At 66.1% G+C, this 22,730-nt stretch carries 23 protein-coding genes and 1 tRNA gene; 15 read left to right on the top strand and 9 right to left on the bottom strand.

The genetic code is table 11. From position 1 onward, the window contains the following. Positions 1-23 precede the first annotated feature (23 nt). Together BWR19_18520 and BWR19_18515 are read left to right on the top strand one after the other, a co-directional pair. Complete coding sequence (locus BWR19_18520) at positions 24-677, top strand: hypothetical protein (protein APX94753.1); 654 nt, start codon at positions 24-26, stop codon at positions 675-677. Then, the gene (locus tag BWR19_18515; GenBank protein ID APX94752.1) at positions 674-1,801 is read left to right on the top strand and encodes a two-component sensor histidine kinase; all 1,128 of its coding nucleotides are present in this window, start codon (positions 674-676) and stop codon (positions 1,799-1,801) included. The genes BWR19_18520 and BWR19_18515 overlap by 4 nt, the downstream gene beginning before the upstream one ends. Positions 1,802-1,964: 163 nt before the next feature. Here the strand turns inward: BWR19_18515 and BWR19_18510 are convergent, their stop codons facing one another. Further along, a complete protein-coding gene (locus BWR19_18510; GenBank protein APX94751.1) occupies positions 1,965-2,828 on the bottom strand; it encodes a YicC family protein in 864 nt (287 codons plus the stop codon). 165 nt (positions 2,829-2,993) lie between these two features. On the opposite strand from BWR19_18510, the gene BWR19_18505 reads away from it, so the two are divergent. Beyond that, positions 2,994-3,716 (top strand): ribonuclease PH, encoded by a 723-nt coding sequence (locus BWR19_18505; GenBank protein APX94750.1) that lies wholly within the window; start codon positions 2,994-2,996, stop codon positions 3,714-3,716. A gap of 65 nt (positions 3,717-3,781) precedes the next feature. On the opposite strand, the gene BWR19_18500 is transcribed toward BWR19_18505, so the two are convergent. Further along, positions 3,782-4,549 carry an exodeoxyribonuclease III gene (locus BWR19_18500; protein ID APX94749.1) on the bottom strand — a complete coding sequence of 256 codons (768 nt, stop codon included), beginning with the start codon at positions 4,547-4,549 and terminating at the stop codon, positions 3,782-3,784. A gap of 119 nt (positions 4,550-4,668) precedes the next feature. Here BWR19_18500 and BWR19_18495 point away from each other — a divergent pair, with 119 nt between their 5' ends. The 4 genes from BWR19_18495 (at position 4,669) to BWR19_18480 (ending at position 8,549) form a co-directional block, all read left to right on the top strand. After that, the gene (locus BWR19_18495) at positions 4,669-5,322 is read left to right on the top strand and encodes an orotate phosphoribosyltransferase (protein ID APX95105.1); all 654 of its coding nucleotides are present in this window, start codon (positions 4,669-4,671) and stop codon (positions 5,320-5,322) included. Between the two features lie 38 nt (positions 5,323-5,360). After that, positions 5,361-5,918, top strand: a complete 558-nt coding sequence (locus BWR19_18490) for a hypothetical protein (GenBank protein ID APX94748.1) — start codon at positions 5,361-5,363, stop codon at positions 5,916-5,918. Positions 5,919-6,002: 84 nt separating this feature from the next. Then, positions 6,003-6,482, top strand: coding sequence for a tRNA (uridine(34)/cytosine(34)/5-carboxymethylaminomethyluridine(34)-2'-O)-methyltransferase TrmL (locus BWR19_18485; GenBank protein ID APX94747.1), 480 nt, complete (start codon positions 6,003-6,005; stop codon positions 6,480-6,482). Between the two features lie 3 nt (positions 6,483-6,485). After that, complete coding sequence (locus BWR19_18480) at positions 6,486-8,549, top strand: DNA helicase Rep (protein APX94746.1); 2,064 nt, start codon at positions 6,486-6,488, stop codon at positions 8,547-8,549. A 92-nt stretch (positions 8,550-8,641) separates the two neighbouring features. On the opposite strand, the gene BWR19_18475 is transcribed toward BWR19_18480, so the two are convergent. Next, a complete protein-coding gene (locus BWR19_18475) occupies positions 8,642-9,466 on the bottom strand; it encodes a cytochrome c5 family protein (GenBank protein APX94745.1) in 825 nt (274 codons plus the stop codon). Between the two features lie 255 nt (positions 9,467-9,721). On the opposite strand from BWR19_18475, the gene BWR19_18470 reads away from it, so the two are divergent. Beyond that, a tRNA-Arg gene (locus BWR19_18470) sits at positions 9,722-9,798 on the top strand. Between the two features lie 13 nt (positions 9,799-9,811). Here the strand turns inward: BWR19_18470 and BWR19_18465 are convergent. Continuing rightward, positions 9,812-10,723, bottom strand: coding sequence for a LysR family transcriptional regulator (locus tag BWR19_18465; protein APX94744.1), 912 nt, complete (start codon positions 10,721-10,723; stop codon positions 9,812-9,814). 93 nt (positions 10,724-10,816) lie between these two features. Between BWR19_18465 and BWR19_18460 the strand changes: the two genes are divergently transcribed. The 6 genes from BWR19_18460 to BWR19_18435 are packed head-to-tail and all read left to right on the top strand — an operon-like array spanning position 10,817 to position 17,831. Continuing rightward, a complete protein-coding gene (locus BWR19_18460; GenBank protein APX94743.1) occupies positions 10,817-12,259 on the top strand; it encodes an aldehyde dehydrogenase family protein in 1,443 nt (480 codons plus the stop codon). 34 nt (positions 12,260-12,293) lie between these two features. After that, positions 12,294-13,274 carry a peptidase M19 gene (locus tag BWR19_18455; GenBank protein APX95104.1) on the top strand — a complete coding sequence of 327 codons (981 nt, stop codon included), beginning with the start codon at positions 12,294-12,296 and terminating at the stop codon, positions 13,272-13,274. 40 nt (positions 13,275-13,314) lie between these two features. Next, positions 13,315-14,904 (top strand): BCCT transporter, encoded by a 1,590-nt coding sequence (locus BWR19_18450; protein APX94742.1) that lies wholly within the window; start codon positions 13,315-13,317, stop codon positions 14,902-14,904. Continuing rightward, complete coding sequence (locus BWR19_18445) at positions 14,897-16,657, top strand: hypothetical protein (GenBank protein APX94741.1); 1,761 nt, start codon at positions 14,897-14,899, stop codon at positions 16,655-16,657. Before BWR19_18450 ends, BWR19_18445 begins: the two co-directional genes overlap by 8 nt. Beyond that, a complete protein-coding gene (locus BWR19_18440; GenBank protein APX94740.1) occupies positions 16,654-17,421 on the top strand; it encodes a hypothetical protein in 768 nt (255 codons plus the stop codon). Before BWR19_18445 ends, BWR19_18440 begins: the two co-directional genes overlap by 4 nt. Before the next feature lie 14 nt (positions 17,422-17,435). Further along, entirely contained in the window at positions 17,436-17,831 is a 396-nt protein-coding gene (locus BWR19_18435) for a reactive intermediate/imine deaminase (GenBank protein ID APX94739.1), read from the top strand. A gap of 39 nt (positions 17,832-17,870) precedes the next feature. Here the strand turns inward: BWR19_18435 and BWR19_18430 are convergent, their stop codons facing one another. The 4 genes from BWR19_18430 to BWR19_18415 all read right to left on the bottom strand — a co-directional run bounded on the left by BWR19_18430 (position 17,871) and on the right by BWR19_18415 (position 21,516). After that, positions 17,871-18,179 (bottom strand): hypothetical protein, encoded by a 309-nt coding sequence (locus BWR19_18430; GenBank protein ID APX94738.1) that lies wholly within the window; start codon positions 18,177-18,179, stop codon positions 17,871-17,873. A 98-nt stretch (positions 18,180-18,277) separates the two neighbouring features. Beyond that, a complete protein-coding gene (locus BWR19_18425) occupies positions 18,278-19,630 on the bottom strand; it encodes a glutamate dehydrogenase (protein ID APX94737.1) in 1,353 nt (450 codons plus the stop codon). A gap of 231 nt (positions 19,631-19,861) precedes the next feature. Further along, a complete protein-coding gene (locus tag BWR19_18420) occupies positions 19,862-20,590 on the bottom strand; it encodes an ABC transporter substrate-binding protein (GenBank protein APX94736.1) in 729 nt (242 codons plus the stop codon). Between the two features lie 29 nt (positions 20,591-20,619). Then, positions 20,620-21,516 (bottom strand): allantoinase, encoded by an 897-nt coding sequence (locus BWR19_18415; protein ID APX94735.1) that lies wholly within the window; start codon positions 21,514-21,516, stop codon positions 20,620-20,622. Between the two features lie 171 nt (positions 21,517-21,687). On the opposite strand from BWR19_18415, the gene BWR19_18410 reads away from it, so the two are divergent. Then, positions 21,688-22,494, top strand: a complete 807-nt coding sequence (locus tag BWR19_18410) for a hypothetical protein (GenBank protein APX94734.1) — start codon at positions 21,688-21,690, stop codon at positions 22,492-22,494. Positions 22,495-22,517: 23 nt separating this feature from the next. On the opposite strand, the gene BWR19_18405 is transcribed toward BWR19_18410, so the two are convergent. Further along, positions 22,518-22,724, bottom strand: a complete 207-nt coding sequence (locus BWR19_18405) for a hypothetical protein (GenBank protein APX94733.1) — start codon at positions 22,722-22,724, stop codon at positions 22,518-22,520. Positions 22,725-22,730: the final 6 nt, after the last annotated feature.

The raw sequence follows: 22,730 nt of genomic DNA, 5'->3' as shown, positions 1-22,730 counted from the left end.
TCTCGCCAGGCGCCGGGTGCGACATGACTGATTGTGCCCCGCGTATCGTGTTGAAGGTCGTTTACTGTGGCCCTGCCATGAGCGGCAAGACCACCAACCTGCTGGCGCTGCAGCAGCGGCTTGCGCCGCAGCGCGGCGGTGCGCTGATGCAGTTGGAGAGCCAGGATGACCGCACCCTGTTCTTCGACCTGTGGCCGATCGGCTTTCGTCAAGCGCATGGGGTGGATCTGCGGATCAAGGTCTATACCGTTCCCGGGCAGCACGAGCTCGATAGCACGCGTCAGGCGATTCTGCAGGCGGCCGATGGGCTCATCTTCGTTGCCCACTCCGACCCGACGCTGCAAGGGGAAAACCTCGCCGCGCTCGAGGTATTGCGCCACAATCTCGCCGTCGTCGGGGCGGACCTCGACGAGCTGCCGATGGTGCTGCAGTTCAATAAACGCGACCTGCCCGGTGCGCTGTCCCGCGATCAGCTGGCCGCTGCCTGGACAGCGACCCCCTGGTGGCCGGCAGTGCTGTCTACTGCGCTGGCTGGCGAGGGGGTGGTGGAGACCTTTGAATGGCTGATGCGGCGGCTCTATGGGGAGCTGAATCGGCACCACTCGCTGCTGATGCAGCACGGGATTGCCGAGCGCACGTTTATTGAGCGACTGTGTCGTGCAGGCGTGCGGACATGAGCCACTTCAGCGATGAGTTGCCGCTCGATGAGCTTCTGCCTCCCGCTCATCAGGCCAAGGTAATAGCGCTGCTCGAGCAGCTGAGCGGGGCAAGCTGCTGTCTCAGTCATGACCAACAGGGCGAACCGGTCACCTTCAACCTGGAGACGGTGGCCTGCCTAAAGGCCAACCTGCCGCCGTTCAAGTCGGCAGCGGCGGTGGAGTTGCTGGAGCTACTGCTGTTTCACGCCGGAAAATACCGCTTGGCAGCCAACCTTCATCAGCACGCCAGCGAAGCCAGCTATCAGGCACTGCAGCAGCGCAATGCCGAGCTCGAAGTCTCCGAGACCCGCTACCGCCGGCTCTCGGAAACCCTGCAGCAGAAGATCGATGAGCAGGTCAAGCTCATCGAGCAGTCGCAGCATGAGCTATACGAGAGCGCGCGGCTGCGGGCGGTGGGTCAGCTGGCTGCGGGGATCGCCCATGAGATCAACACCCCGATTGGCTTTATTGCCAGCAACCTAGGGATCGCCAAGGAGTACCTCGAGGAGCTGTCGCCATGCCTCGAGGAACATCAGGGTGCGCGGGAGGTGGCCGACGATTTCCAGGCGCTGCTCGATGAGTCTGCCCAGGGGGCCAACAAGATTGCGAGTATCGTCAACGACCTGAGGACCTTCTCTAATCTCGATCAGGCCGACTTCGCGCCATGCAACATCAACGCCCTGGCTGAGGCGACCTGTAACCTGCTGCAGGCCGAATACCACCATGGCTTGTGCATCGAGCTGCGGCTCGGCCAGGTCCCAACATTTTACGGCTACCCAGCCAAGGTGTCCCAGGCGTTGCTCAATGTGCTGGACAACGCTGCCAAGGCCGTTGGCAGAAAGGGCCGTATCCACCTCGATACCTACTCGCAGGACGGGCTGGTGATAGCTCGTGTCAGTGACGATGGCGACGGTATCTGCGAGGAGGTAAAGCGGCGTGCCTTCGAGCCCTTCTTCACCACCCGTGACGTCGGCGCGGGCACCGGGCTCGGGCTGTGCGTGGTCAGGGACGTGGTCGCTGCCCACCATGGGCGAGTAACGGTCGAGAGCGACGGCCAGCGCGGTGTCACCGTGACCATGGCATTCGGTTCAGCGCCGAGCTGAGGGCTTCATCGGACTGCGCCGATGAGTAACGCCGCATGGCCGAGTGTCGGCAGGAGCCCGGCGCTGTTCGCTGATTGCCGGTTCCACCAGCGTTGCTATCTTGGCCAAGGCCTCCAGCCGCTCTTCCAGCATAAAACTGGATATTGGCGGATAGGCGTGGCCATCACTCGATGTTTTGTATTTGCTCCCGCATCTGCTCGATCAGTACCTTGAGTTCCACCGCGCAGCGGGTCGACTCGGCAACGACGGATTTGGAGGAGAGGGTGTTGGCCTCGCGGTTGAGCTCCTGCATCAGGAAGTCCAGGCGGCGGCCCACCGGGCCCTGCTGGGTGAGCTGGCGCTCGACCTCGCTTACGTGGGTATCGAGGCGGTCGAGCTCTTCGTCGACGTCGGCCTTCTGCGCCATCAGCGCCAGCTCGGCCTCGAGGCGCTGGGGGTCGAGCTCGGCCTTGATCGCCTCGAGCCGTTCGAGCAACTGCTGGCGCTGGCGGGCGAGGATGTCGGGGAGCAGGCGGCGCACCTCGGCGACCTGCTCGCGGATGCCGGTCAGACGGGCGCGGATCAGCTCGGCGAGCTGTGCGCCTTCGCGGGCGCGGCCCGCCACCAGGTCGTCCAGGGCGGTCTTGAACAGCGCCTGGGCGGCGGCCTGAATGGCCTCGTGGTCGACGCTCTCGGCGGCCAGTACGCCGGGGTGCTGGAGCATGCCGAGGGCGTCGGGCATGGCGACGCCGGGCAGCTCGCTGCGCACCTCGACCAGCGCCTGGGCGAGAGCCTTGAGGCGCGTGCGGTCGACGCTCAGGCCGTCGCCGCCGGCCAGCGGCTCGAAGCGCAGGGTGCACTCGACCTTGCCGCGCGCCAGGCGGTGGCGCAGCGCATCCCGCCACAGCGGCTCGAGGTCGCGCAGGCTGTCGGGCAGGCGGAAGTGCAGGTCGAGATAGCGCTGGTTCACCGAGCGCAGTTCGAGCTGCAGGCTGCCCCACTCGGCCTCGTGGCGCTGGCGGGTGAAGGCGGTCATGCTGTGCACCATGCGAATCTCCTCGGCTGTCGATAGCGGCGGAAAGCGATGGCGCCAGTGTACCCGATTCGTCGCTGCGAACGTGTAGAATGGCGCCACGGCGGCGGCCGCCAGCCATCTCGACGGCCCGGCCGGCCGCCCTTCATTCCGATTGCAAGCCCGAGAGTTGAGAGACCTATGCGCCCCAGTGGACGACAGCCCGACCAGGCCCGCGAGATCCGCCTGACCCGCGACTATACCCGGCACGCCGAAGGCTCGGTGCTGGTGGAGTTCGGCGACACCAAGGTGTTGTGCAATGCCAGCGTCGAGGCCGGCGTGCCGCGCTGGCTGCGCGGCAAGGGCCAGGGCTGGGTCACCGCCGAGTATGGGATGCTGCCGCGGGCCACCCATACCCGCGGCGGGCGCGAGGCGTCACGCGGCAAGCAGGGCGGCCGTACCCTGGAGATTCAGCGCCTGATCGGCCGCTCGCTGCGCGCCGCGGTCAACCTCAAGAAGCTGGGCGAATTCACCATCACCGTCGACTGCGACGTGATCCAGGCCGACGGCGGCACCCGCACCGCTGCGATCACCGGCGCTTGCGTGGCGCTGGTCGATGCCATCCGCTACATGCAGCGCAAGAAGCAGATCAAGCAGGACCCCTTCGTGCAGCTGGTCAGCTCGGTGTCGGTGGGCATCTTCAAGGGCACGCCAGTGGTCGATCTCGACTACCCCGAGGACAGCGGTGCCGATACCGACATGAACGTGGTGATGACCGAGTCGGGCGGGCTGATCGAGGTGCAGGGTACCGCCGAGGCCGGCGCCTTCTCCCGCGCCGAGCTCAATGCGCTGCTCGACTTGGCCGAGGCCACCGGCGCCGACCTGTTCGCCCACCAGCGCGAGGCGCTGGGCATCCGCCAGTAGCGTTAGCCGCAACGCATGACGCCGGCCCTGGGGGCCGGCGTCATGGGGACGGGAGGGCGCAGGGATTACAGCGTGAGGTCGTACTCGACGATCAGCGGCGCGAACTCCGAGAAGGTCGCGTCGTAGTCGATCCAGGCGTCGACCACATGGCGGCGGAAGTTGGGCCCGACCATCTGGTAGTCGAGGCGCCAGCCTTCCTGCCGCGAGCGCGGCTGATCCTGATCCAGCGCCGGCCACCAGGTGTACTCACCGGCGTCGCGGTTGATCTCGCGGAAGGTGTCGATGAAGCCGGTCGGGCCGAGCACCTGGTCCATCCAGGCACGCTCTTCGGGCTTGAAGCCTGGCGTGGTCTGGTTATCGGCCCAGTTCTCCAGGTCGATGGTCTTGTGGGCGACGTGCCAGGTGCCGCAGATGATGTACTCGCGACGCTTGCGCGCCATCTTGCCGAGATACTCCTGGTACTGCGCCATGAAGGCTTCCTTGGCCTGCGGGTCACTGCCGTCGGGCATCAGGAAGCTGGCGATGCTGAAGCGGTCGTAGTCGGCCTGCAGGAAGCGACCTTCGTGGTCGCACTGCTCGAAGCCCAGGCCGTACATGATGGCCTTGGGAATCTTGCGGCAGTAGAGGCCGACCCCGGAGAAGCCGTCCTGTTCGGCGTCGAGGAAGTAGCCCTCGTAGCCTTCGGGGTAGAGAATACTGTCGTCGAGCTCGAAGCTCTTGGCCTTGAGGTTCTGCACGCAGACGACATCGGCATCCTGGTTGGCAAGCCAGTCGAGAAAGCCCCGACTGACCGCTTCGCGGATGCCATTGACATTGATGCTGGCGATTTTCATTACGTGGTCCCTTTTCCGTCGCGCGTGTATGATACCCGACGTTTCGACGTTTGGGTAAATGGCCTTAGTTGATAAACATGATAGGGGGTCCTGTGGCGCAGCAAGACAACGCCGGCGAAATGCAGCCGTATCAGCGCGAATTCATCGAATTCGCCATCGACCAGGGCGTGCTGCGCTTCGGTGAATTCACCCTCAAGTCGGGCCGTGTCAGCCCCTACTTCTTCAATGCCGGCCTGTTCAAGAGCGGTGCCGCCCTGGCGCGGCTGGGCCGCTGCTATGCCCAGGCCATCGCAGCCAGCGGCCTCGAGGCCGACGTGCTGTTCGGGCCGGCCTACAAGGGCATTCCACTGGCCGCGACCACCGCCGTGGCGCTGGCCGAGCATCACGCTCGTGACCTGCCGTTCGCCTTCAACCGCAAGGAAGCCAAGGACCACGGCGAGGGCGGCAATATCGTCGGCGCCCCGCTTGCCGGGCGTATCCTGATCATCGACGACGTGATCACCGCCGGCACCGCGATTCGCGAAGTGATGGCGCTGATCGATGCGGCCGGCGCCGAGGCGGCGGGGGTGGTGATCGCCCTCGACCGTCAGGAGCGCGGTGCCGGCGAGCTGAGTGCCATCCAGGAGGTCGAGCAGCGCTACGCCATGCCGGTGATCAGCATCGTCACCCTGGACATGGTGCTCGCCTACCTCGAGCAGCACGCCGGTGCGGCCATGCAACCCCATGCCGAGGCGATTCGCGACTACCGCGCTCGCTACGGCGTCAGCGCCTAGACGCGCCCTCAACCGCCACTGCCATGAGTGATTCTGCCATGAAACACACACTCTCCGCCCTCACCGCCGCCACGCTGATGCTGGCTGCCAGCGTGGCCACTGCGGCCAGCAGCCTCGACCTCAACCTGAGCGGCGACGCCGTGCAGTTCGACGCCGCCGGTGAAATCGCGCCGGGCATCGCCCTGGGCGGCGGTATCCTGCACAGCGGCTATCGTGACGATGCCACCCAGGGGCACATCCAGCTGCTGGGCGTGGATCGTAACAGCGACCTGGACATCGGCATCGGCGCACGCTGGAGCCAGTACGATACCGACTACGGTAACGGAGGCGGGCTCGGCCTGGGCGGCTACGGCTACGCCTACCTGCCCCAGGCGCCGGCGGTGTCGCTGGGCGGCTACGCCTTTTACACCCCCAGCGTGGTGACCACCAGCGACCTCGACGACAGCCTCGAACTCGGCGTGCGGGCGCGCTACGCCTTCACCCGCAACGTCGACGGCTATGTCGGCTATCGCCGCCTGCGCGCCGATTTCGACACCTCGCCGGGCAACCAGACGCTGGACAGCGGCGCCCATGCCGGGGTGCGACTGACCTTCTGATCCACCGCCCGCGGCGCTATATCGGGCCCCTCGGTCTTGCCGAGCCGGGCCCGAGTGCGTTGGGGCCCGACACGCGGATAGTGCATGCTCGACGTGGTGCTGTACCAACCCGAGATCCCGCCCAATACCGGCAACCTGATCCGACTGTGCGCCAATACCGGCTTTCGGCTGCACCTGATCGAGCCGCTGGGCTTCGTGCTCGACGACAAGCGCCTGCGGCGTGCCGGGCTCGACTATCACGAGTGGGCGGCGGTGCGCGTGCACCGCAACTGGCCGGCCTTTGTCGAGGCGCTGGCGCCCGAGCGTGTCTTCGCCGTATCGACCCGCGGCCGCAGCGGCTACCATGAGCCGAGTTATCGCCATGGCGATGCGCTGGTCTTCGGCCCCGAGACCCGCGGCCTGCCCCAGGCGCTGCTCGATGCCCTGCCGCCCGAGCAGCGCCTGCGTATTCCCATGCTAGCCGATAGCCGCAGCCTGAATCTCTCCAATGCCTGCGCCATCGTGGTCTACGAGGCCTGGCGGCAGCTGGGGTTCGCCGGTGCCAGCGAGCCCACCAAGGAGTAAGCGATGTCGATCCAGCAGCGCCTGGCCAAGCTCAATCCCCGCCAGCAGGACGCCGTGCGCTACATCGACGGGCCCTGCCTGGTGCTGGCCGGGGCCGGCTCGGGCAAGACCAGCGTGATCACCACCAAGATCGCCTACCTGGTGCAGGAGTGCGGCATGAGCGCCCGGCGCATCGCCGCGGTGACCTTCACCAACAAGGCCGCCCGCGAGATGAAGGAGCGCGTCGGGCAGATGCTCAAGGGCAAGGAGGGCCACGGCCTGACCGTCTCGACCTTCCACACCCTGGGGCTCAACATCATCCGCGGCGAGCTCAAGGCGCTGGGCTACAAGCCGGGCTTCTCGCTGTTCGATCCCGAGGACGCCAAGGCGCTGCTGCGCGACCTGATGAACAAGGACGCCCAGGTCGACGCCGAGCAGATCAACGCCGTGCAGGGGCAGATCTCGCAGTGGAAGAACGACCTGGTGCTGCCCGGCGAGGCGCTGTCCCACGCCGCCGACGACGACCAGCACTTCGCGGCACGGGTCTACGAAGCCTACGGCCGCCACCTCAAGGCCTACAACGCGGTGGACTTCGACGACCTGATCCTGCTGCCGGTGGTGCTGCTGCGCGACGACCCCGAGGCGCTGGCGCGCTGGCGGCGCAAGATCCACTACATGCTGGTCGACGAGTATCAGGACACCAACGTCTCGCAGTACCTGCTGGTCAAGCTGCTGATGGAGGAGCGCAAGACCTTCACCGTGGTCGGCGACGACGACCAGTCGATCTATGCCTGGCGCGGCGCGCGGCCCGAGAACCTGGTGACCCTGGGTGAGGACTTCCCGCGCCTCAAGGTGATCAAGCTGGAGCAGAACTACCGCTCCACCGGCACCATCCTGCGCGCCGCCAATACCTTGATCGCCAACAATCCCCACGTCTACGAGAAGTCGCTATGGTCCGACATGGGCGACGGCGAGGCGATCCGCGTGGTGGTCAACCGCCACGAGGAGGCCGAGGCCGAGCGGGTGGCCAGCGAGATCCTCACCCGGCGCATCAAGGAGCGTGCCGAGTGGCGCGACTTCGCGGTGCTCTACCGCGGCAACTTCCAGGCCCGCCTGCTGGAGCTCAAGCTGCAGCACTACCAGATTCCCTACAAGCTCTCCGGCGGCACCTCGTTCTTCTCGCGCAACGAGATCAAGGACGCCATGGCCTACCTGCGGCTGCTGATCAACCCCGCCGACGACAACGCCTTCCTGCGCATCGTCAACGTGCCGCGCCGCGAGATCGGCCCCGGGACCCTGGAGAAGCTCGCCAACTACGCCACCGAGCGCGGCTGCTCGCTGTTTGGCGCCTGCCACGAACTGGGGCTCGAGCAGCTGCTGCCGACCCGCGCCGTGGAGCGCCTGGGGCGCTTCACCCACTTCATCGACGGCGTGCGGCGGCGCATGGACGGCGGCGATGCGATCCACGCCATCCGCGACATGCTGCGCGAGATGGACTACGAGGCGTGGCTGTACCAGAACGCCAGCGCGCCGACCATCGCCGAGCGGCGCATGGCCAACGTGTGGATCCTGATCGACCAGCTCGAGAAGTCGATGCAGCGGGCGCCCGACGAGACCGGAGACGAGAGCCTCGCCAGCGAAGACACCGAAACCGACAGCGTCGAGGCCGCCATCTCGCGGCTGGTGCTGCGCGACATCCTCGAGCAGCAGGCCGAGGAGGACGACTCCGACCGCGTCCAACTGCTGACCATGCACGCCTCCAAGGGCCTCGAGTTTCCCCACGTCTATCTGATGGGCTGGGAGGAGGAGCTGTTGCCGCACCGCAACGCCATCGAAGCGGGCACCGTGGAGGAGGAGCGCCGCCTGGCCTATGTCGGCATCACCCGCGCGCGGCGCACCCTTACCCTGACCCTGGCCCGCCAGCGCAAGAGCTACGGCGAGCTGATGGACTGCACCCAGAGCCGCTTTCTCGACGAGCTGCCCGAGGCGGACCTGGCCTGGGAGGGGCGCGCCGACAAGGAAGATCCCGACAAGAAACAGGCCCGCGGCAAGGATGCGCTGGCGGGTATTCGCTCGCTACTCAATTAGCAAAGCCTTCACCTGCCAGCAGGGGCCGCCCAGACGCAAGAAGGGCGCCAGCTGGCGCCCTTCAAAGCAATGACCTCAACCGCTCAGGTCATTTATTCGGACTCGGCGACCATATAGTCGACGATGGCCTCGACCTCTTCATCGGAGAGCGACCTGTTGCCACCCTTGGGCGGCATGGCGCCGATGCCGTTGATGGCATTGGCATACAGTTCGCTGATGTCTTGATCCATGCGCTCGCCCCAGTCGTCGCCGACGATCGGCGCGCCGGCAGCACCGCTGTCGTGACAGGCCGCACAGCCGCCGCTGGCATACAGCGCTTCGCCGTCGAGGCCATTCTCTTCCTCGGTAGCCGCCACCTCTTCTTCGACGGCTGCCTCTTCCTCGCCGTTGGCGGCGACGTCGGCCTCTTCCTCGCCGTTGGACTCTTCCGCCATCTCGGCTTCGTCGTCGCCACCGATCTCGGGCAGGTCGCCGTCGTAGACGGATTCGATCAGGTAGTTGGTCGACGCCATGACCTCTTCATCCGAGAGGCTGGAGTCGCCGCCGCGGGCCGGCATGGCGCCGATACCGTTGATGGCATTCTCGTAGAGGGTCTCGATGCCTTGGTCGAGGCGATCGGCCCAGGCGTCGGCGTCGTCCATCATCGGCGCGCCGGCAGCACCGCTGTCGTGACAGGCGGCGCAGACGCGGCCGTAGATGGCCCCGCCGTCGAGGCCGTTGCCATTGTCGGCGGCCTCGTCACCGTTCTCGGCGGCGGCTGCAGTACCGCAGTCCTGGCCCTGCAGGCACACCTGGCCAACCGGCTTGAGTCGCTCGGCAATGGCGTCACGATCGGCGTCGGCGTGTGCTTGGGAGGCGGCCGCTACGGCCAGGCCCAGGGTGGTCAGGCACCCGATGATCAACTTGCTGGAATTCACTCTCACCACCTCTTACGGTCCGGTATCGAGAACTGCTCGATGCGTTATTGTGTAGGACGCCGCCATACCACCCGCAGCTGCGCCTGGCACGAAGAATGGAACCAGTATACCGGCAAGAGGTTTGCCAGGAAAATGCCCCATTGCAGGCCATTTGGCGTAGGCGTGCGCGGGAGCGGCCGCGGCGGCGCTGGACACTCGCCGGGCGGGCAGTTAGCATTGTGCCCGCTTCAATGCACTGCAGCTCGCTGCAGCCGCGCGCCCATAGCTCAGCTGGATAGAGTACTGCCCTCCGAAGGCAGGGGTCGAAGGTTCGAATCCTTCTGGGCGCGCCACTATTCCGAGGGTCTACGGTTCCGCCGTAGGCCCTTCGTCGTTGTGGGATCCCACCAGCCTTTCAAGCAGGTATTCATGCATCGCCTCAGAGGCAGGCGAGAGGCTTTGTCGTGCCCGGCGCAGCAGGCCAATCTGCCGCTCCAGCCTGGGCGTGGAGAGGGGAATGAAGCGCAGCCGCTCATGCTCCTCCTGGAAGGCCAGGCGCGGCAGGGTGGTGATGCCGATGCCGGCCTCGAGCATGGCGGTCAGCGAGATCATGTTGGAGATATATAGCGTGCTCTGAGCCAGCAGCTCGGCGGCGGGGGAGCCCTCCAGCAGCCGCGAGGTGCCGTTGCGGATCAGCGCATGGCCCGCCAGTGCCTGCCAGTGCAGATGGCCATGAGCGGCCAGGGGGTGGTCGTCGCGGCACACCACGCCTATCTCATCGTGTAGCAGGGGGGTGAAGCTCAGCGCTTCGTCGGGCAGCCACAGGCTGGTGATGCCGAGTTCCACTTCGCCCTTGAGCACCATCTGGTTGACCCGCTCCGAGTGACCATCCTGGAGGCTGATCTCGATACCCGGATAGTCGTGGACGAAGCTGGCAAGGAGGCCAGGCATCAGGCGGCTGGCCACCGAGGGGACCGCGGCGATATCGACACGACCCGCCTGGGCGCTCGCCAAGGCCATTGCGTCACGGCTCAGGCGGTCGTGATGGGCTACCAGCTCGCGAAAGCGCGGTTCACACCAGTGCCCGAAGGGGGTCAGTAGGGTTTGGCCGTTGCCCTTCTCGAACAGCGGCTGGCCAAGACGGAACTCCAGATCGCGTACCGCCATGGAGATGGCCGGCTGGCTGCGATGCAGCTGCTTGGCGGCGGCATGGAAGCCGCCGTGATCGATGATCGCCAATACATAGCGAAGGGGCTGGAGCTTGAGTTCTGGTGGCATGGTAAATTTTTCTGATCAATTCTTATAATTTATTGATTATCCTTATCTTGGTGCCTCTCCTAGGATGATGTCAACGCTATTCAGGAGATCACCATGTCAGCCAACCACTCCCTTTTTATCGCCGGACAGTGGGTCGAGGGTGAAAGCACCGCCGCCAACTACAGCCCGTCGGATCGCCAGGACCTGATCGGCCACTATGCCCAGGCCAGTGCCGCCCAGGTCGGGGAGGCCATTGCCGCGGCCAGGCAGGGCCAGCGCGAGTGGGCCAGGAGTGGCCTGGAACAGCGCTATGCGCTGCTGATGGCCATCGGCGACGAGCTGGCGGCGCGCAAGCAGGAGCTGGGGCGCCTGCTCTCCCGTGAGGAGGGCAAGCCGCTGGCCGAGGGCGTGGGGGAGGTCTATCGTTCCGCACAGTTTTTCCACTACTACGCCGCCGAGGTGCTGCGCCAGATCGACGAGCGTGTCGATTCGGTGCGTCCCGGGGTCGAGGTGGAGACCCGCCGCGAGCCGGTCGGCGTGGTGGGGGTGATCAGCCCCTGGAACTTCCCCATGGCCACGGCGGTGTGGAAGATCGCCCCGGCGCTGGCTTTCGGCAATGCGGTGGTCTTCAAGCCGGCCAACCTGGTGCCCGCCAGCGCCTGGGCGCTGACCGAGATCATCAGCCGCCAGGCGCTGCCCGCCGGCACCTTCAACCTGGTGATGGGCTCTGGCGGCAGCGTCGGCGAGGCGTTGATCTCGAGCCCGGCGATCGATGCCTTGAGCTTTACCGGTTCGCTGGAGGTGGGGCGCCGGGTGGCGGCGGCCACCGCCGGCAACCTGGTCAAGTGCCAGCTGGAGATGGGCTCCAAGAATGCGCTGATCGTTGCCGCGGACGCCGACCTCGACCTGGCCGTGGAGGCCGCCTTCAACGGTGCCTACTCCGGCACCGGCCAGAAGTGCACCGCCTCGTCGCGCCTGATCGTGCATGAGGCCGTGCATGACGCCTTCGTCGAGAAGCTGGTGGCCCGCCTGGCGCGGGCCAAGGTGGGGCCGGCCCTGGAGGAGGGCGTGCAGATCGGCCCGGTGGCCGAGGCCCGCCAGCTCGAATCCAACCTGGCCTGGATCGAGCGCGCCAAGGCCGATGGGGCCGAGCTGGCCTTTGGTGGCCATCGCGTCGAGTGTGCCAGTGACGGCTACTTCATGGCGCCGACTCTGTTCACTGCGACGACCAACGCCATGGCCATCAACCGCGAAGAGGTCTTCGGCCCCATCGCCTGCGTGATCAAGGTCGCCGACATGGACACCGCCATCGCCACCCTCAACGACACCAACTTCGGCCTCACCGCGGGGATCATTACCGACTCCCTGGCCCTGGCCAGCGAGTTCAAGGCCCGCGCCGAGACCGGCTGCGTGATGGTCAACCTGGCCACCGCCGGCACCGATTACCACGTGCCCTTCGGCGGTCGCAAGGACTCGAGCTTCGGCCCCCGTGAGCAGGGTCGCTATGCCCGGGAGTTCTACACCGTGGTCAAGACCTGCTACGTCAAAGCCAACTGAGCCAAGGCCCGAGGAGCATTCCATGTCCAAGCAAGTGCTGACCATTGATGGCCTGCAGTACTCCAACTGGTCGCGGGAGATCTTCCAGCAGATGCGCGAGGGCGGCGTCGATGCCGTGCATGCCACCCTGGTCTACCACGAGACGACGCGTGAGACCCTGTCGCGGCTGGGGGAGTGGAACCGGCGCTTCGAGCAGCACGCCGACCTGATCATGCCGGTGCTGGAGCCTGCCGATATCCTGCGTGCGCAACAGGCCGGCAAGGTGGGTATCTTCCTGGGGGCCCAGAACTGCTCGCCCATCGAGGACGATATCGACATGGTGGCGGTAATGCGCCGCCTGGGCCTGCTGATCATGCAGCTCACCTACAATAACCAGAGCCTGCTGGCCTGCGGCTGCTACGAGAGCGAGGACAGCGGCATCACCCGTTTTGGCCGTCAGGTGATTCGCGAGATGAATCGGGTCGGCATGGTGATCGACATGTCGCATAGCGCCGAGCGTTCCACTCTCGAGGCGATCGCGCTCTCCGAGCGGCCGGTGATCATCTCGCATGCCAACCCTGAGTTCTTCCATGCGGCCAAGCGCAACAAGTCCAACCGGGTGCTGGCGGCGATCGCCGAGAGCGGCGGCCTGCTGGGATTCTCCGCCTATCCATTCCATCTCAAGGATGGGCCGGACTGCAGCCTGGAAGCCTACTGCGAGATGATTGCCCGCACCGTGGATCTGATGGGCATCGAGCATGTGGGCCTGGGCACCGACCTCTGCCAGGACCAGCCGGTCTCGGTCCTCGAGTGGATGCGCAACGGTCGCTGGTCCAAGGAGATGGACTACGGCGAGGGTAGCGCCAGCAATGCCGGCTGGCCGCGGCCACTGGCCTGGCTACGCGACAGCCGCGACTTCCCCAACCTGATCGCCGGGCTACGCCAGCGCGGTTTCGACGAGACCGAGGTCGAGCGCATCATGGGCCGTAACTGGGTGGCACTGCTGCAGCGTGCCGCTATCCCGGCCACGAGCTGACTTCTCCCACCCGCGGTTCATCCATAATAAGGAAAACATCATGAGTACGCCTGACCATCATTCATCGCAAAGACCGCCCCCCGGGCACGCCAACCGCTTCGGCGACCCCGTCGTCCTGGGGCTCAGCGTCGGTTTCGTGGTGCTGTTCGTGGTGATGTCGATCATCGACGTCGACGGCGTGGCCAACGCCATCGGCAACGGTTTCGCCTGGACCGCCGCCATGCTCGGCTCTTACTTCCAGCTGCTGCTGCTGTTGACCTTTTTCATCGCCATGGGGCTTGCCATCTCGCCGGCGGCCAGCGCCAAGGTCGGCGGTCTCGACACGCCCGAGCTGAGCACCTTCAAGTGGCTATCGATCATCATGTGTACGCTGCTGGCCGGAGGTGGCGTGTTCTTCGCCGCCGGCGAGCCGGTTTATCACTTCGTGGTCACGCCACCGGCGTTTGACACCGAGCCGGGAACCGCGGAGGCGGTGGCCGGTGCACTGGCGCAGTCGTTCATGCACTGGGGCTTTTTGGCCTGGGCGGTGCTGGGCTCGTTGACCGCCGTGGTGCTGGCCCACGCCCACTATGACAAGGGACTGCCGCTGCAGCCCAGGACGCTGCTCTATCCGGTCTTCGGCGAGCGTAGGATGAGTGGCTGGCTCGGCGGTGTGGTCGATGCCTGCTGCGTGATCGCCGTAGTGGCCGGCACCGTGGGGCCGATCGGCTTCCTGGCCACCCAGGTCAGTTTCGGACTGCATGAGCTCGTCGGGGTCACCGAAGGGTATGGCACCCAGCTGGTCATTCTGGTCATTCTGGGTGCGCTCTATGTCACCTCCGCCGCTACCGGCATCCATCGTGGCATCCAGATGCTGAGCCGCTTCAATGTGTTCCTGGCGCTGGCGATTGCCGCCATCATTTTCCTGTTCGGCCCGACCCTGTTTCTGACCAATGCCTACCTGCAGGGCTTCGGCGAGTACCTGAGCTCCTTCCTGGCCATGGCTACCATGACCTCGGAAACCGCGCCGGCCTGGTGGATGCAGTGGTGGACGGTGTTCTTCTTCGCCTGGTTCATCGGCTATGGCCCGCTGATGGCGATCTTCGTCGCACGCATCTCGCGTGGGCGCACCATCCGCCAGATGATCCTGGCCGTGGCGGTGATGGCGCCGATTGCCACCACCGTATGGTTTACCCTGCTGGGCGGCTCGGGCATTCACTACCAGCTGACCGGGGTAATCGACCTGACAGAAGCGCTCAACAACTTCCAGTTCGATGTGGCGACCCTGACCGTTGCCCAGGCCCTGCCGGGCGGCGTCCTGATGGCCCTGGCGATCCTGCTGCTGACCACCATCTTCGTGGCGACGACCGGCGACTCCATGAGCTACGCCATCGCCGTGGTGTGTACCGGGCATGATCAGCCCCACGTCGGTGTGCGGGTCTTCTGGGGCGTGGCCATGTCGTTGATGGCCGGCATTCTGCTCTACATGGGGGCCGGGCAGATCGGCGTGCTCCAGCAGTTCATTGTGATTACCGCGATTCCGGTCTCGCTGGTGCTGCTGCCCTCGCTGTGGACCGGGCCCCAGGCGGCCTATGCCATGGCCCGGCAGCAGGGGCTCACCACGCGCCCCAAGGTGATCGTCAATGACTGATGTGGAAAGCCTGGCGGCGCTGCCCCTGGGGCTGCGTCCTGCCGACGAGGTCATGCGGCTCGAGCGCCTCGGCAGCCTGCACGCCACCCGACTGAGCTTCGTGCGCAGCCTGGTGCGCCAGATGGCCCGCCAGCGCTGGCAGGTCAGCCGGGTGCGCTTCGAGCTGAACGCCGAGGGCCATGGCACGGCGATCTATCGCCTGCAGACGCCCAACGCCCGCTACCACGGGGTGATGTTCGCCCAGCCGCTGGCGGATGAGCAGCGCTCCGACCGGGTGATCGCCGAGGCCTGGGATGTCACCTTCGGCCTGGTCGAAGGTGACGTGGATGACAGCCTGCTGGCGCAGATGGCCGCCAATGTGCCGCTGCAGGAAGCCGGACGTCAGCATCCCCGGGTGCTGGTACTGTCACGGGCCAACAAGAGCCTGCGCAACTTCGCCCATTTCGTCGACGCCCTGGCACGAGGCGAGCAGCCCGACCCCGCCTGGCTGACGCGGGTCGGCTACCTCTATCGCACCACGGCGGTCTACGGCAATGGCAAGTTCGGTCTCGCCGACTTTGCCCGCCTGCTCGACAATCCCGACTTCCGGCGACCCTTCTCGGCGCAGATGGCCGGGGTCTATCTGCTGCGCCATTTCTCCATCGAGCAGGTGGAGCACCTGGCCGCCTGCCGGGCGCCGGAGACCGCCTGCCCGCTGGCCACCGAGCTGCGGCGCTACCTGGGGATTGGCAACTCCACCGGGCTCGGCATGGCGCCCTTCCTGATCAACCACCCCCAGCTGATCGCCCAGTGGGTCACCCAGCGCGAAACGGCGCTGGCCCTGGCCCTGCGGCAAGTGCCCGAGGAGCGCGACCGCCAGCGACTGATCGAGCTGACCCGCCGCGCCATGCAGCACCTGGCCGAGACGCGCACCGAGGACCCTGAGCAGAGCGAGCGCAATGCCGCCAGCGTGGCTGCGCTGCCGGACGTGCTGACCTGGCTGGCCAGCGTGCCCCTGGAGCCCGACCTCTGGTCGCAGCTGGTGGAGTGGGCGGCGCGGACCCTGCCGCTGGAGGCTCAGGAGCTGCTCAATACGCTGCTGATCGAGCTCTACCCGGAGGCGGTCGACGCCCTGGAAGAGCGCATGGGCGTCGACGAGAACCTGGATCTCGAGCCGGACATGCCGCTGATGCGCCTGCGTCAGCTGATCGAGACCCACTATGGTTGGGCGCTGTGCCATGACTACGCGAGCAGCGAGGGGGCCTACTGGTTCTGGTATCGCTCCGCGGAAAAGGAGGAGCCCCGCCTCGGGGTGCGCCACGCCGAACCCGGTGTCGAGAAGGAGATGTCCATCGCCATAGGCCCCCGGGTGGCGCATAGCCACCGGGCGGTGTGTGATTTCCTGGAGGCGGCGCCCCGCGCCAAGGTGGTCGACTTTCTGCTCGAGCATCCGCGCCACAAGGAGATCGTTCGCCGCGTGCAGAGCCTGGTCAAGGCGCCCTACGGCGATATCCACGCCAACCTCTGGCATCGCGACATGAAGCCCATGCATCTGCTGCGCACCAAGCTGTCGTTCTTCGGCGCCAGCCGCTTCGATCCCAAGTCGGACCGCTGGGTCAGGATTACGCTCTTCCAGGGCGCGCCGCTGGTCGAGGAGCTCAACGCCGAGCCGCAGGATCTTAGGGATTTCGACGACTGGAGCTTTCCCCTCGAGCCCCGCCGCGAGGGCGGGCGAGTGCATCCCCCATCGTTATCGCAAGGGATATCTCCATGAAGGTGTCATTCAACGAACTGCAGGGCCTGTGCCGCAAGGCCTTCGGCGGAATCGGCTTCGACGAGGGCGATGCCGCCGATGCTGCCGACATGGTGGCCTGGATGCAGTGTCACGGCTTCAACGGCGTCGATCAGCTCAATCGCGGCCTGGACTTCCTGCTCGCCGAGGACCCCGAGGCGCTGCCGCGGGTGATCTACCAGGATGGCGACCTGGCGGTACTGGATGGCCAGGGCCACAGCGTGCTGCGCAGCATCAGCCTGGCCACCGAGCTGGGCTATGCCAAGGCCCGGGCCCGCGGGCTCTCGGTGGTGAAGATTCGTCGCTGCCATAATCGCCAACTGATCATGGGCTACCTGGCCCGGCTGGCGGGGCGCGGGATCAATATCACCGCGTTCTGGCGCAACGCCCAGGAGCCGCTCACCGAACAGGTAGTGGGCTTTCGTGCCGGCCATGCCACGCCGGAGGTGAGGATCTACTCGGTGCGCGACGTGCCCGAGGAGAGCGAGCCCAACGATGGTATCACCCTGGTGATGGCCAACCATGTGGAGCTGCTGCCCTCGCTGGGCGCCGACCACGATCTCGACCTGCTGGCCCGCCACTCCGAGTCGGCGCTGCTGGCCTGCCGCCAGCAGGCCCTGCAGGACGGGATCGAGGTGGATGACGCTATCTGGGCGCGGCTCAAGACGCTGGCCCATCGCCTGCTGGTGGAGTCCAGCGAGGCCTCACGTGGCGGCGCCGGTGCCGGCGTCAACGACAACGACTGATCGAGCGAGATCCCATGATTCATCCCGTACGTACCGACCTGTTCGCCGCCAAGGCGCCGCTGGAGTGGGCCGTGATCGGCAACGGCATCCTGTTTACCGCCCAGATACCGATTGGCAGCGATGGCGCCGTGGTGCAGGGCGGCATCGAGGCACAAGCGCGGCAGACGCTGGAGAATCTGCGCCATACCTTGGCGTGCGCCGGAGGAGGCATGCAGGACCTGACCCAGGTGCTCATCTATGTGACCCGTCGCGAGGATCTGGCCACGGTCAATCGCCTCTACGCCGACTACGTCACGGCGCCCTTCCCCAACCGCGCCGCGATCATCGTTTCCGGCTTCGCCCGGGAAGAGATGCTGGTGGAGATGGTGGCCTATGCGGCGTTGGAGTCGCCTGCTGCAGACCAGAGCTGAGCCGATGATCGGTCCTTCTTCGCGCCTTGGGGCGGGCATTCACAGCCGCTGAATATCGATCACGTAGCCGACGATGGGATAGCCGGCCTTGCGGGCGGCCTTCTCGGCCTCCATCTGCGCTTCCAGTTTGGAGATGCTGGTGGAGTGGTATTCGAAGGCGGTGTCCAACTCGAGCTGCTTGGTGCGCACCGCCAGCTTGACGATATGCCCGGTCTTCATCGACTTGGCGTCTTGCCGGTCGAGCTTGACGGGACGCGCGGCGGGCTTGGTCGGGGTGGTGGTCGGCTTGGCGTCCGGCTTGAGGAAGTCCTCGATCTCCTGCTGCATGCGCTGTTCGAAATCGGTCAACTCTGAGCTCATGGGCAACCTGTGGATGACTATTGGGTGCCTGCATGATAGCCGAGTAAGCCCAAGCCCGGCTATTGCCGGGCTTGGCGATTGGCTGCTCAGCCAACGCCCTGTTCGATCATGGCGTCGGCGACCCTGCGAAAGCCGGCGATGTTGGCGCCCAGCACCAGGTTGCTGGGCGCGCCGAACTCCTCGGCGGTGTCGGCGCACTGGCGGTGGACGCTGGCCATGATCGCCTTGAGCTTGGCATCGACCTTCTCCAGCGGCCACTGCTGCATGCTGCTGTTCTGGGCCATCTCCAGCTGGCTGGTGGCCACGCCGCCGGCGTTGGCTGCCTTGCCGGGGCCGTAGGCGACCCCGGCATCCAGAAACAGATCGACGGCGTCGGCGGTGGAGGGCATGTTGGCGCCCTCGCTGATGCAGTCGACGCCATGGCCGAGCAGCGTCTCGGCATCGGCCTTGGTCAGCTCGTTCTGGGTGGCGCAGGGGAAGGCGGCATCGGCCGGGATGCGCCACACCGCATGGCCGTCGGCCGGGTAGTCTGCCAGCGGCACGTAGTGCGCCTCGGGGTGCGTGGCCAGGTAGGCCTCCAGCGAGACGCGCTTGACCTCCTTGAGCTCCTTGAGCAGCGCTAGGTCGATGCCGCGCGGATCGTGGAGCATGCCGCGGGAGTCGGAGCAGGTGATCGGCGTGGCGCCCAGTTCGTAGAGCTTCTCGATGGTGTAGATGGCCACGTTGCCGGCCCCGGAGACCAGGCAGGTCTTGCCCTCGATGCCCTCGCCGCGGGCCTCGAGCATGCTCTGGGCGAAGTAGACCGCGCCGTAGCCGGTGGCTTCCTTGCGGCCGAGCGAGCCGCCCCAGCTCAGGCCCTTGCCGGTCAGCACACCCTCGTAGCAGCCGGTCAGGCGCTTGTACTGGCCGAATAGATAGCCGATCTCGCGGGCGCCCACGCCGATATCGCCGGCCGGCACATCGGTAGCCGGGCCGATATGCCGGTACAGCTCGCTCATGAACGACTGGCAGAAGCGCATGATCTCGGTGTCGGACTTGCCCTTGGGGTCGAAGTCCGAGCCGCCCTTGCCGCCGCCGATGGGCAGGCCGGTCAGGGCGTTCTTGAAGATCTGCTCGAAGCCCAGGAACTTGATGGTGCCGGACGTCACGCTGGGGTGGAAACGCAGGCCGCCCTTGTAGGGGCCCAGCGCCGAGTTGAACTGCACCCGGTAGCCCTTGTTGACCCGCACCTTGCCGGCATCATCGGTCCAGCAGACGCGGAACATGATCTGGCGCTCGGGTTCGACGATGCGCTCGATGATGCTGTGGTCGTGGTAGTAGGGGCTGCGCTCGAAGAGTGGGCGTAGGCACTCGAGGACCTCTTCGGCGGCCTGGTAGAACTCGGTCTGGGCCGGACTGCTGTGGCGCAGGCGTGAAATGGTGTCATGCACATAGGGCATTGGACGTTTCCCCGACAGTAACGATCGTTGACGGTACAGCGACTCAATGCACCATTATGCAGCAGCTGCATGGCCCATGTCGGAAATGGCCCTCATTGAGGGGCGAAATTCAGAGAAAAAGTCCAATTAAAAGCACCAAAGCGGTGCATGGCGAATGTAAGACAAATGCTGGTTAAACGTACGGGCGGGCGTGCTGGCCCGCCAGTGAACGCTGCCAGGGCCGCGCCGGGGTCAGGGCGCGACGCTGGCGCCCTGGATGCCGTGGCGCTCGAGGGCGCGCTCGACGAAGCCGCTGGCCTTCATCTCCTCGACGAAGGCACGCAGGCAGTTGGCGGCGGCCTCGCCGCGGCCCTTGGGCAGGCCCATGGCCTGCTGGATCACCATGAAGCGCCCCGGCAGCAGGCGCAGCCCGTCATGCTGCTGGCTATCCTGCTCCAGCTGCTGCTTGACCCCGGCGGCCACCTCGAGCCGCTGCTCGACGAACTGCGCCACCACCGCGGTGGAGGTCGGCGCGCGGACGATCTCGGCCTGCTCGAGTGTGCGGCTCAGGTAGAGGTCGTAGGCGCTGCCCTTGCCCACCACCACTCGGTTGCCGGCGTGATCGACCTGCTCGTTGTCGGTCAGCGGCGAGTCATTGCGGACCAGGTAGCAGCCCTCGATCAGCACATAGGGAGCGGTGAAGTGGATGCCTTCGCCGCGCAGCGGGTCGACGGCGAAGAAGCCGATATCGGCGCGTTCGGCGGTCACCGTCTCGACCGACTGGCCGGCGGAGTCGAAGGCCAGCAGCTCGATCTCGACACCCAGCCGCTCGGCGAAGGCCCGCGCGAGGTCGACGGAGACGCCGCAGGGCGCGCCGCTGTCGGGCTCGCGGCCGGCCAGAATGGGGTTGCCCAGGTTGATGGAGGCACGCAGTACGCCGCTGGGGGCAAGGGTGTCGCGCAGGGCGGTGGGGATCTGCATGGTGAAGCTCTCCAGGAGTGGGTAAGGGGTCAGCTCCGCGCTAGCCAGGCGCGAGCGATCTCCTCGCGGGTGGCAAACCAGACGTCTTGGTGGCGCTGTGCGTACTCGATAAAACGCTTGATGGCACGCACCCGCCCGGGTCGACCGACCATACGCGGGTGCAAGCCCACCGAGATCATGCGCGGGCCGCTGGCAGATTCATCATAAAGCACGTCGAAGCTCTCCTGCATGTACTCAAGAAAGTCGGCGGCCTGGGTGAGACCGGGGGAGTTCCAGTAGCGGAAGTCGTTGACATCGGAGGTGTAAGGGACCACTAGCTGGCGCGTCCCCTCGACCTCCACGAAATAGGGAACGTCGTCGTTATAGGCATCGGAATCATAGAGGAAGCCGCCCTCTTCGATCAGCAGTCGGCGGGTATGGATGCTGGGGCCATAGCGGCAGTACCAGCCTACCGGACGCTTGCCACATGTCTTCTCGAACGAAGCAATGGCGAGTCGGATATGCTCTCGCTCCTGGTCTTCGCTAAGTCGAAAGACCTCTTCCCAGCGATAGCCGTGGCTGCAGATCTCATGGCCTGCGTCGACCGCTGCGCGGGCCACCTCTGGATTCTGCTCGAAGGCCAGGGCGCAGGCGTGGAAGGTGGCCGGCACCCGGGCCTGCTCGAGGATGTCGAGGATCCGCCAGATCCCGACTCGCGAGCCGTACTCGTACATGGATTCCATGGCCAGGTTTCGAGTGCCGTCGGGGATCGCGTAGCTGCCCCACTCGGTCATCGATTCCTGGTCCGGGTCCCCCATGGCCAGTGACCGTTCGGAGCCTTCTTCGTAATTGATCACCAGGCTGACGGCCAGACGTGCGCCGTTGGGCCAGCGGCCTGTGGGCCTTTGACGACCGTAACCGATGAGATCGCGGGAGGGTGTTGTCATTGTGGTCTCCGTGGCAGAGCGGATAGAGCTTGGCCTCCACGGTAAGCAATCCGCGTCGCCGGGGGAAGCCAGACATTGTGTGCGTCCAGTGTGACGCGTTTTTGCTCTACACTAGCCAGCTTTGGCCGAGAGCAGGCATGTGTCAGAAAGTATCGGATAAGGAGTGAGACCTTGGATCTTGTTTGGTGGTTGGCCTATATGGCGCTGGGCGGTTTCGTCGGCCTGATGGCGGGGCTGCTGGGGATCGGCGGCGGCGGCATCATGGTGCCGGTGCTGACCTCGCTGTTCGTGCTGCAGGGCGTGCCCCACGAGCACCTCGCCCATCTGGCGCTGGGCACTTCGATGGCCGCCATCGTGCCGTCGTCGCTGTCGAGCCTGCGCTCGCATCACCGCCACGGCGCGGTGCGCTGGCAGGTAGTGCGCTATATCACCCCGGGCATCCTGGCCGGGACCTTCCTGGCGACCTTCGTCGCGGCGCTGATCCCCACCCGCGGGTTGGCGATCTTCTTCGCCTGCTTCATGCTGCTGATGGCGGCGCAGATGCTGGTCAACCTCAAGCCCAAACCGACGCGGGTCCTGCCGGGCCCGCTCGGGGTCAGCGCGGCGGGCGCCGGCATTGGCGGTATCTCGGCGCTGGTGGCGATCGGCGGCGGGGCGCTCACCGTGCCCTTTCTCACCTGGTGCAACATCAAGGTCCAGCACGCCATCGGCACCTCGGCGGCGGTGGGTTTGCCGATCGCCCTGGCCGGGGCGCTGGGCTACCTGATCAACGGCTGGGGTGTGGCGGGCCTGCCTAGCGCGGCGCTGGGCTACGTCTACCTGCCGGCGCTGCTGCTGATGGCGCCGCTGAGCATCCTCACCGCTCCCATGGGGGCGCGGCTCGCCCACCGCCTGCCGGTGGCGACCCTCAAGCGGGTGTTCGCGGTGATGCTGGTCATCCTCGCCATGCAGATGGTCTACACCGTCTCCACGGCGTGAGTGCAGCCTTTTTGTAGGCACCCTCAGCGCAGCGGGTCGAGCAGTTCGCCAAGCCCGTTATGATCGATCTCGTGCATCAGCTGCAGTAGCCGACCGAGTTCGCCCGGAGGAAAACCCTCGCGGGCGAACCAGGCCAGGTAGGGGCCGGGCAGGTCGGCGAGCAGGCGCCCGGCGTATTTGCCGTAGGGCATCTTCATGGTGACCAGGGTCTGCAGGTCCTCGGGGTGCATTGGCGG

Origin of the sequence: Halomonas sp. 1513, from assembly GCA_001971685.1 — a bacterium.
Lineage (GTDB): Bacteria > Pseudomonadota > Gammaproteobacteria > Pseudomonadales > Halomonadaceae > Franzmannia.
Note: the sequence above shows the minus strand (reverse complement) of the source record. Positions and strands in the feature narration are given on the sequence as shown.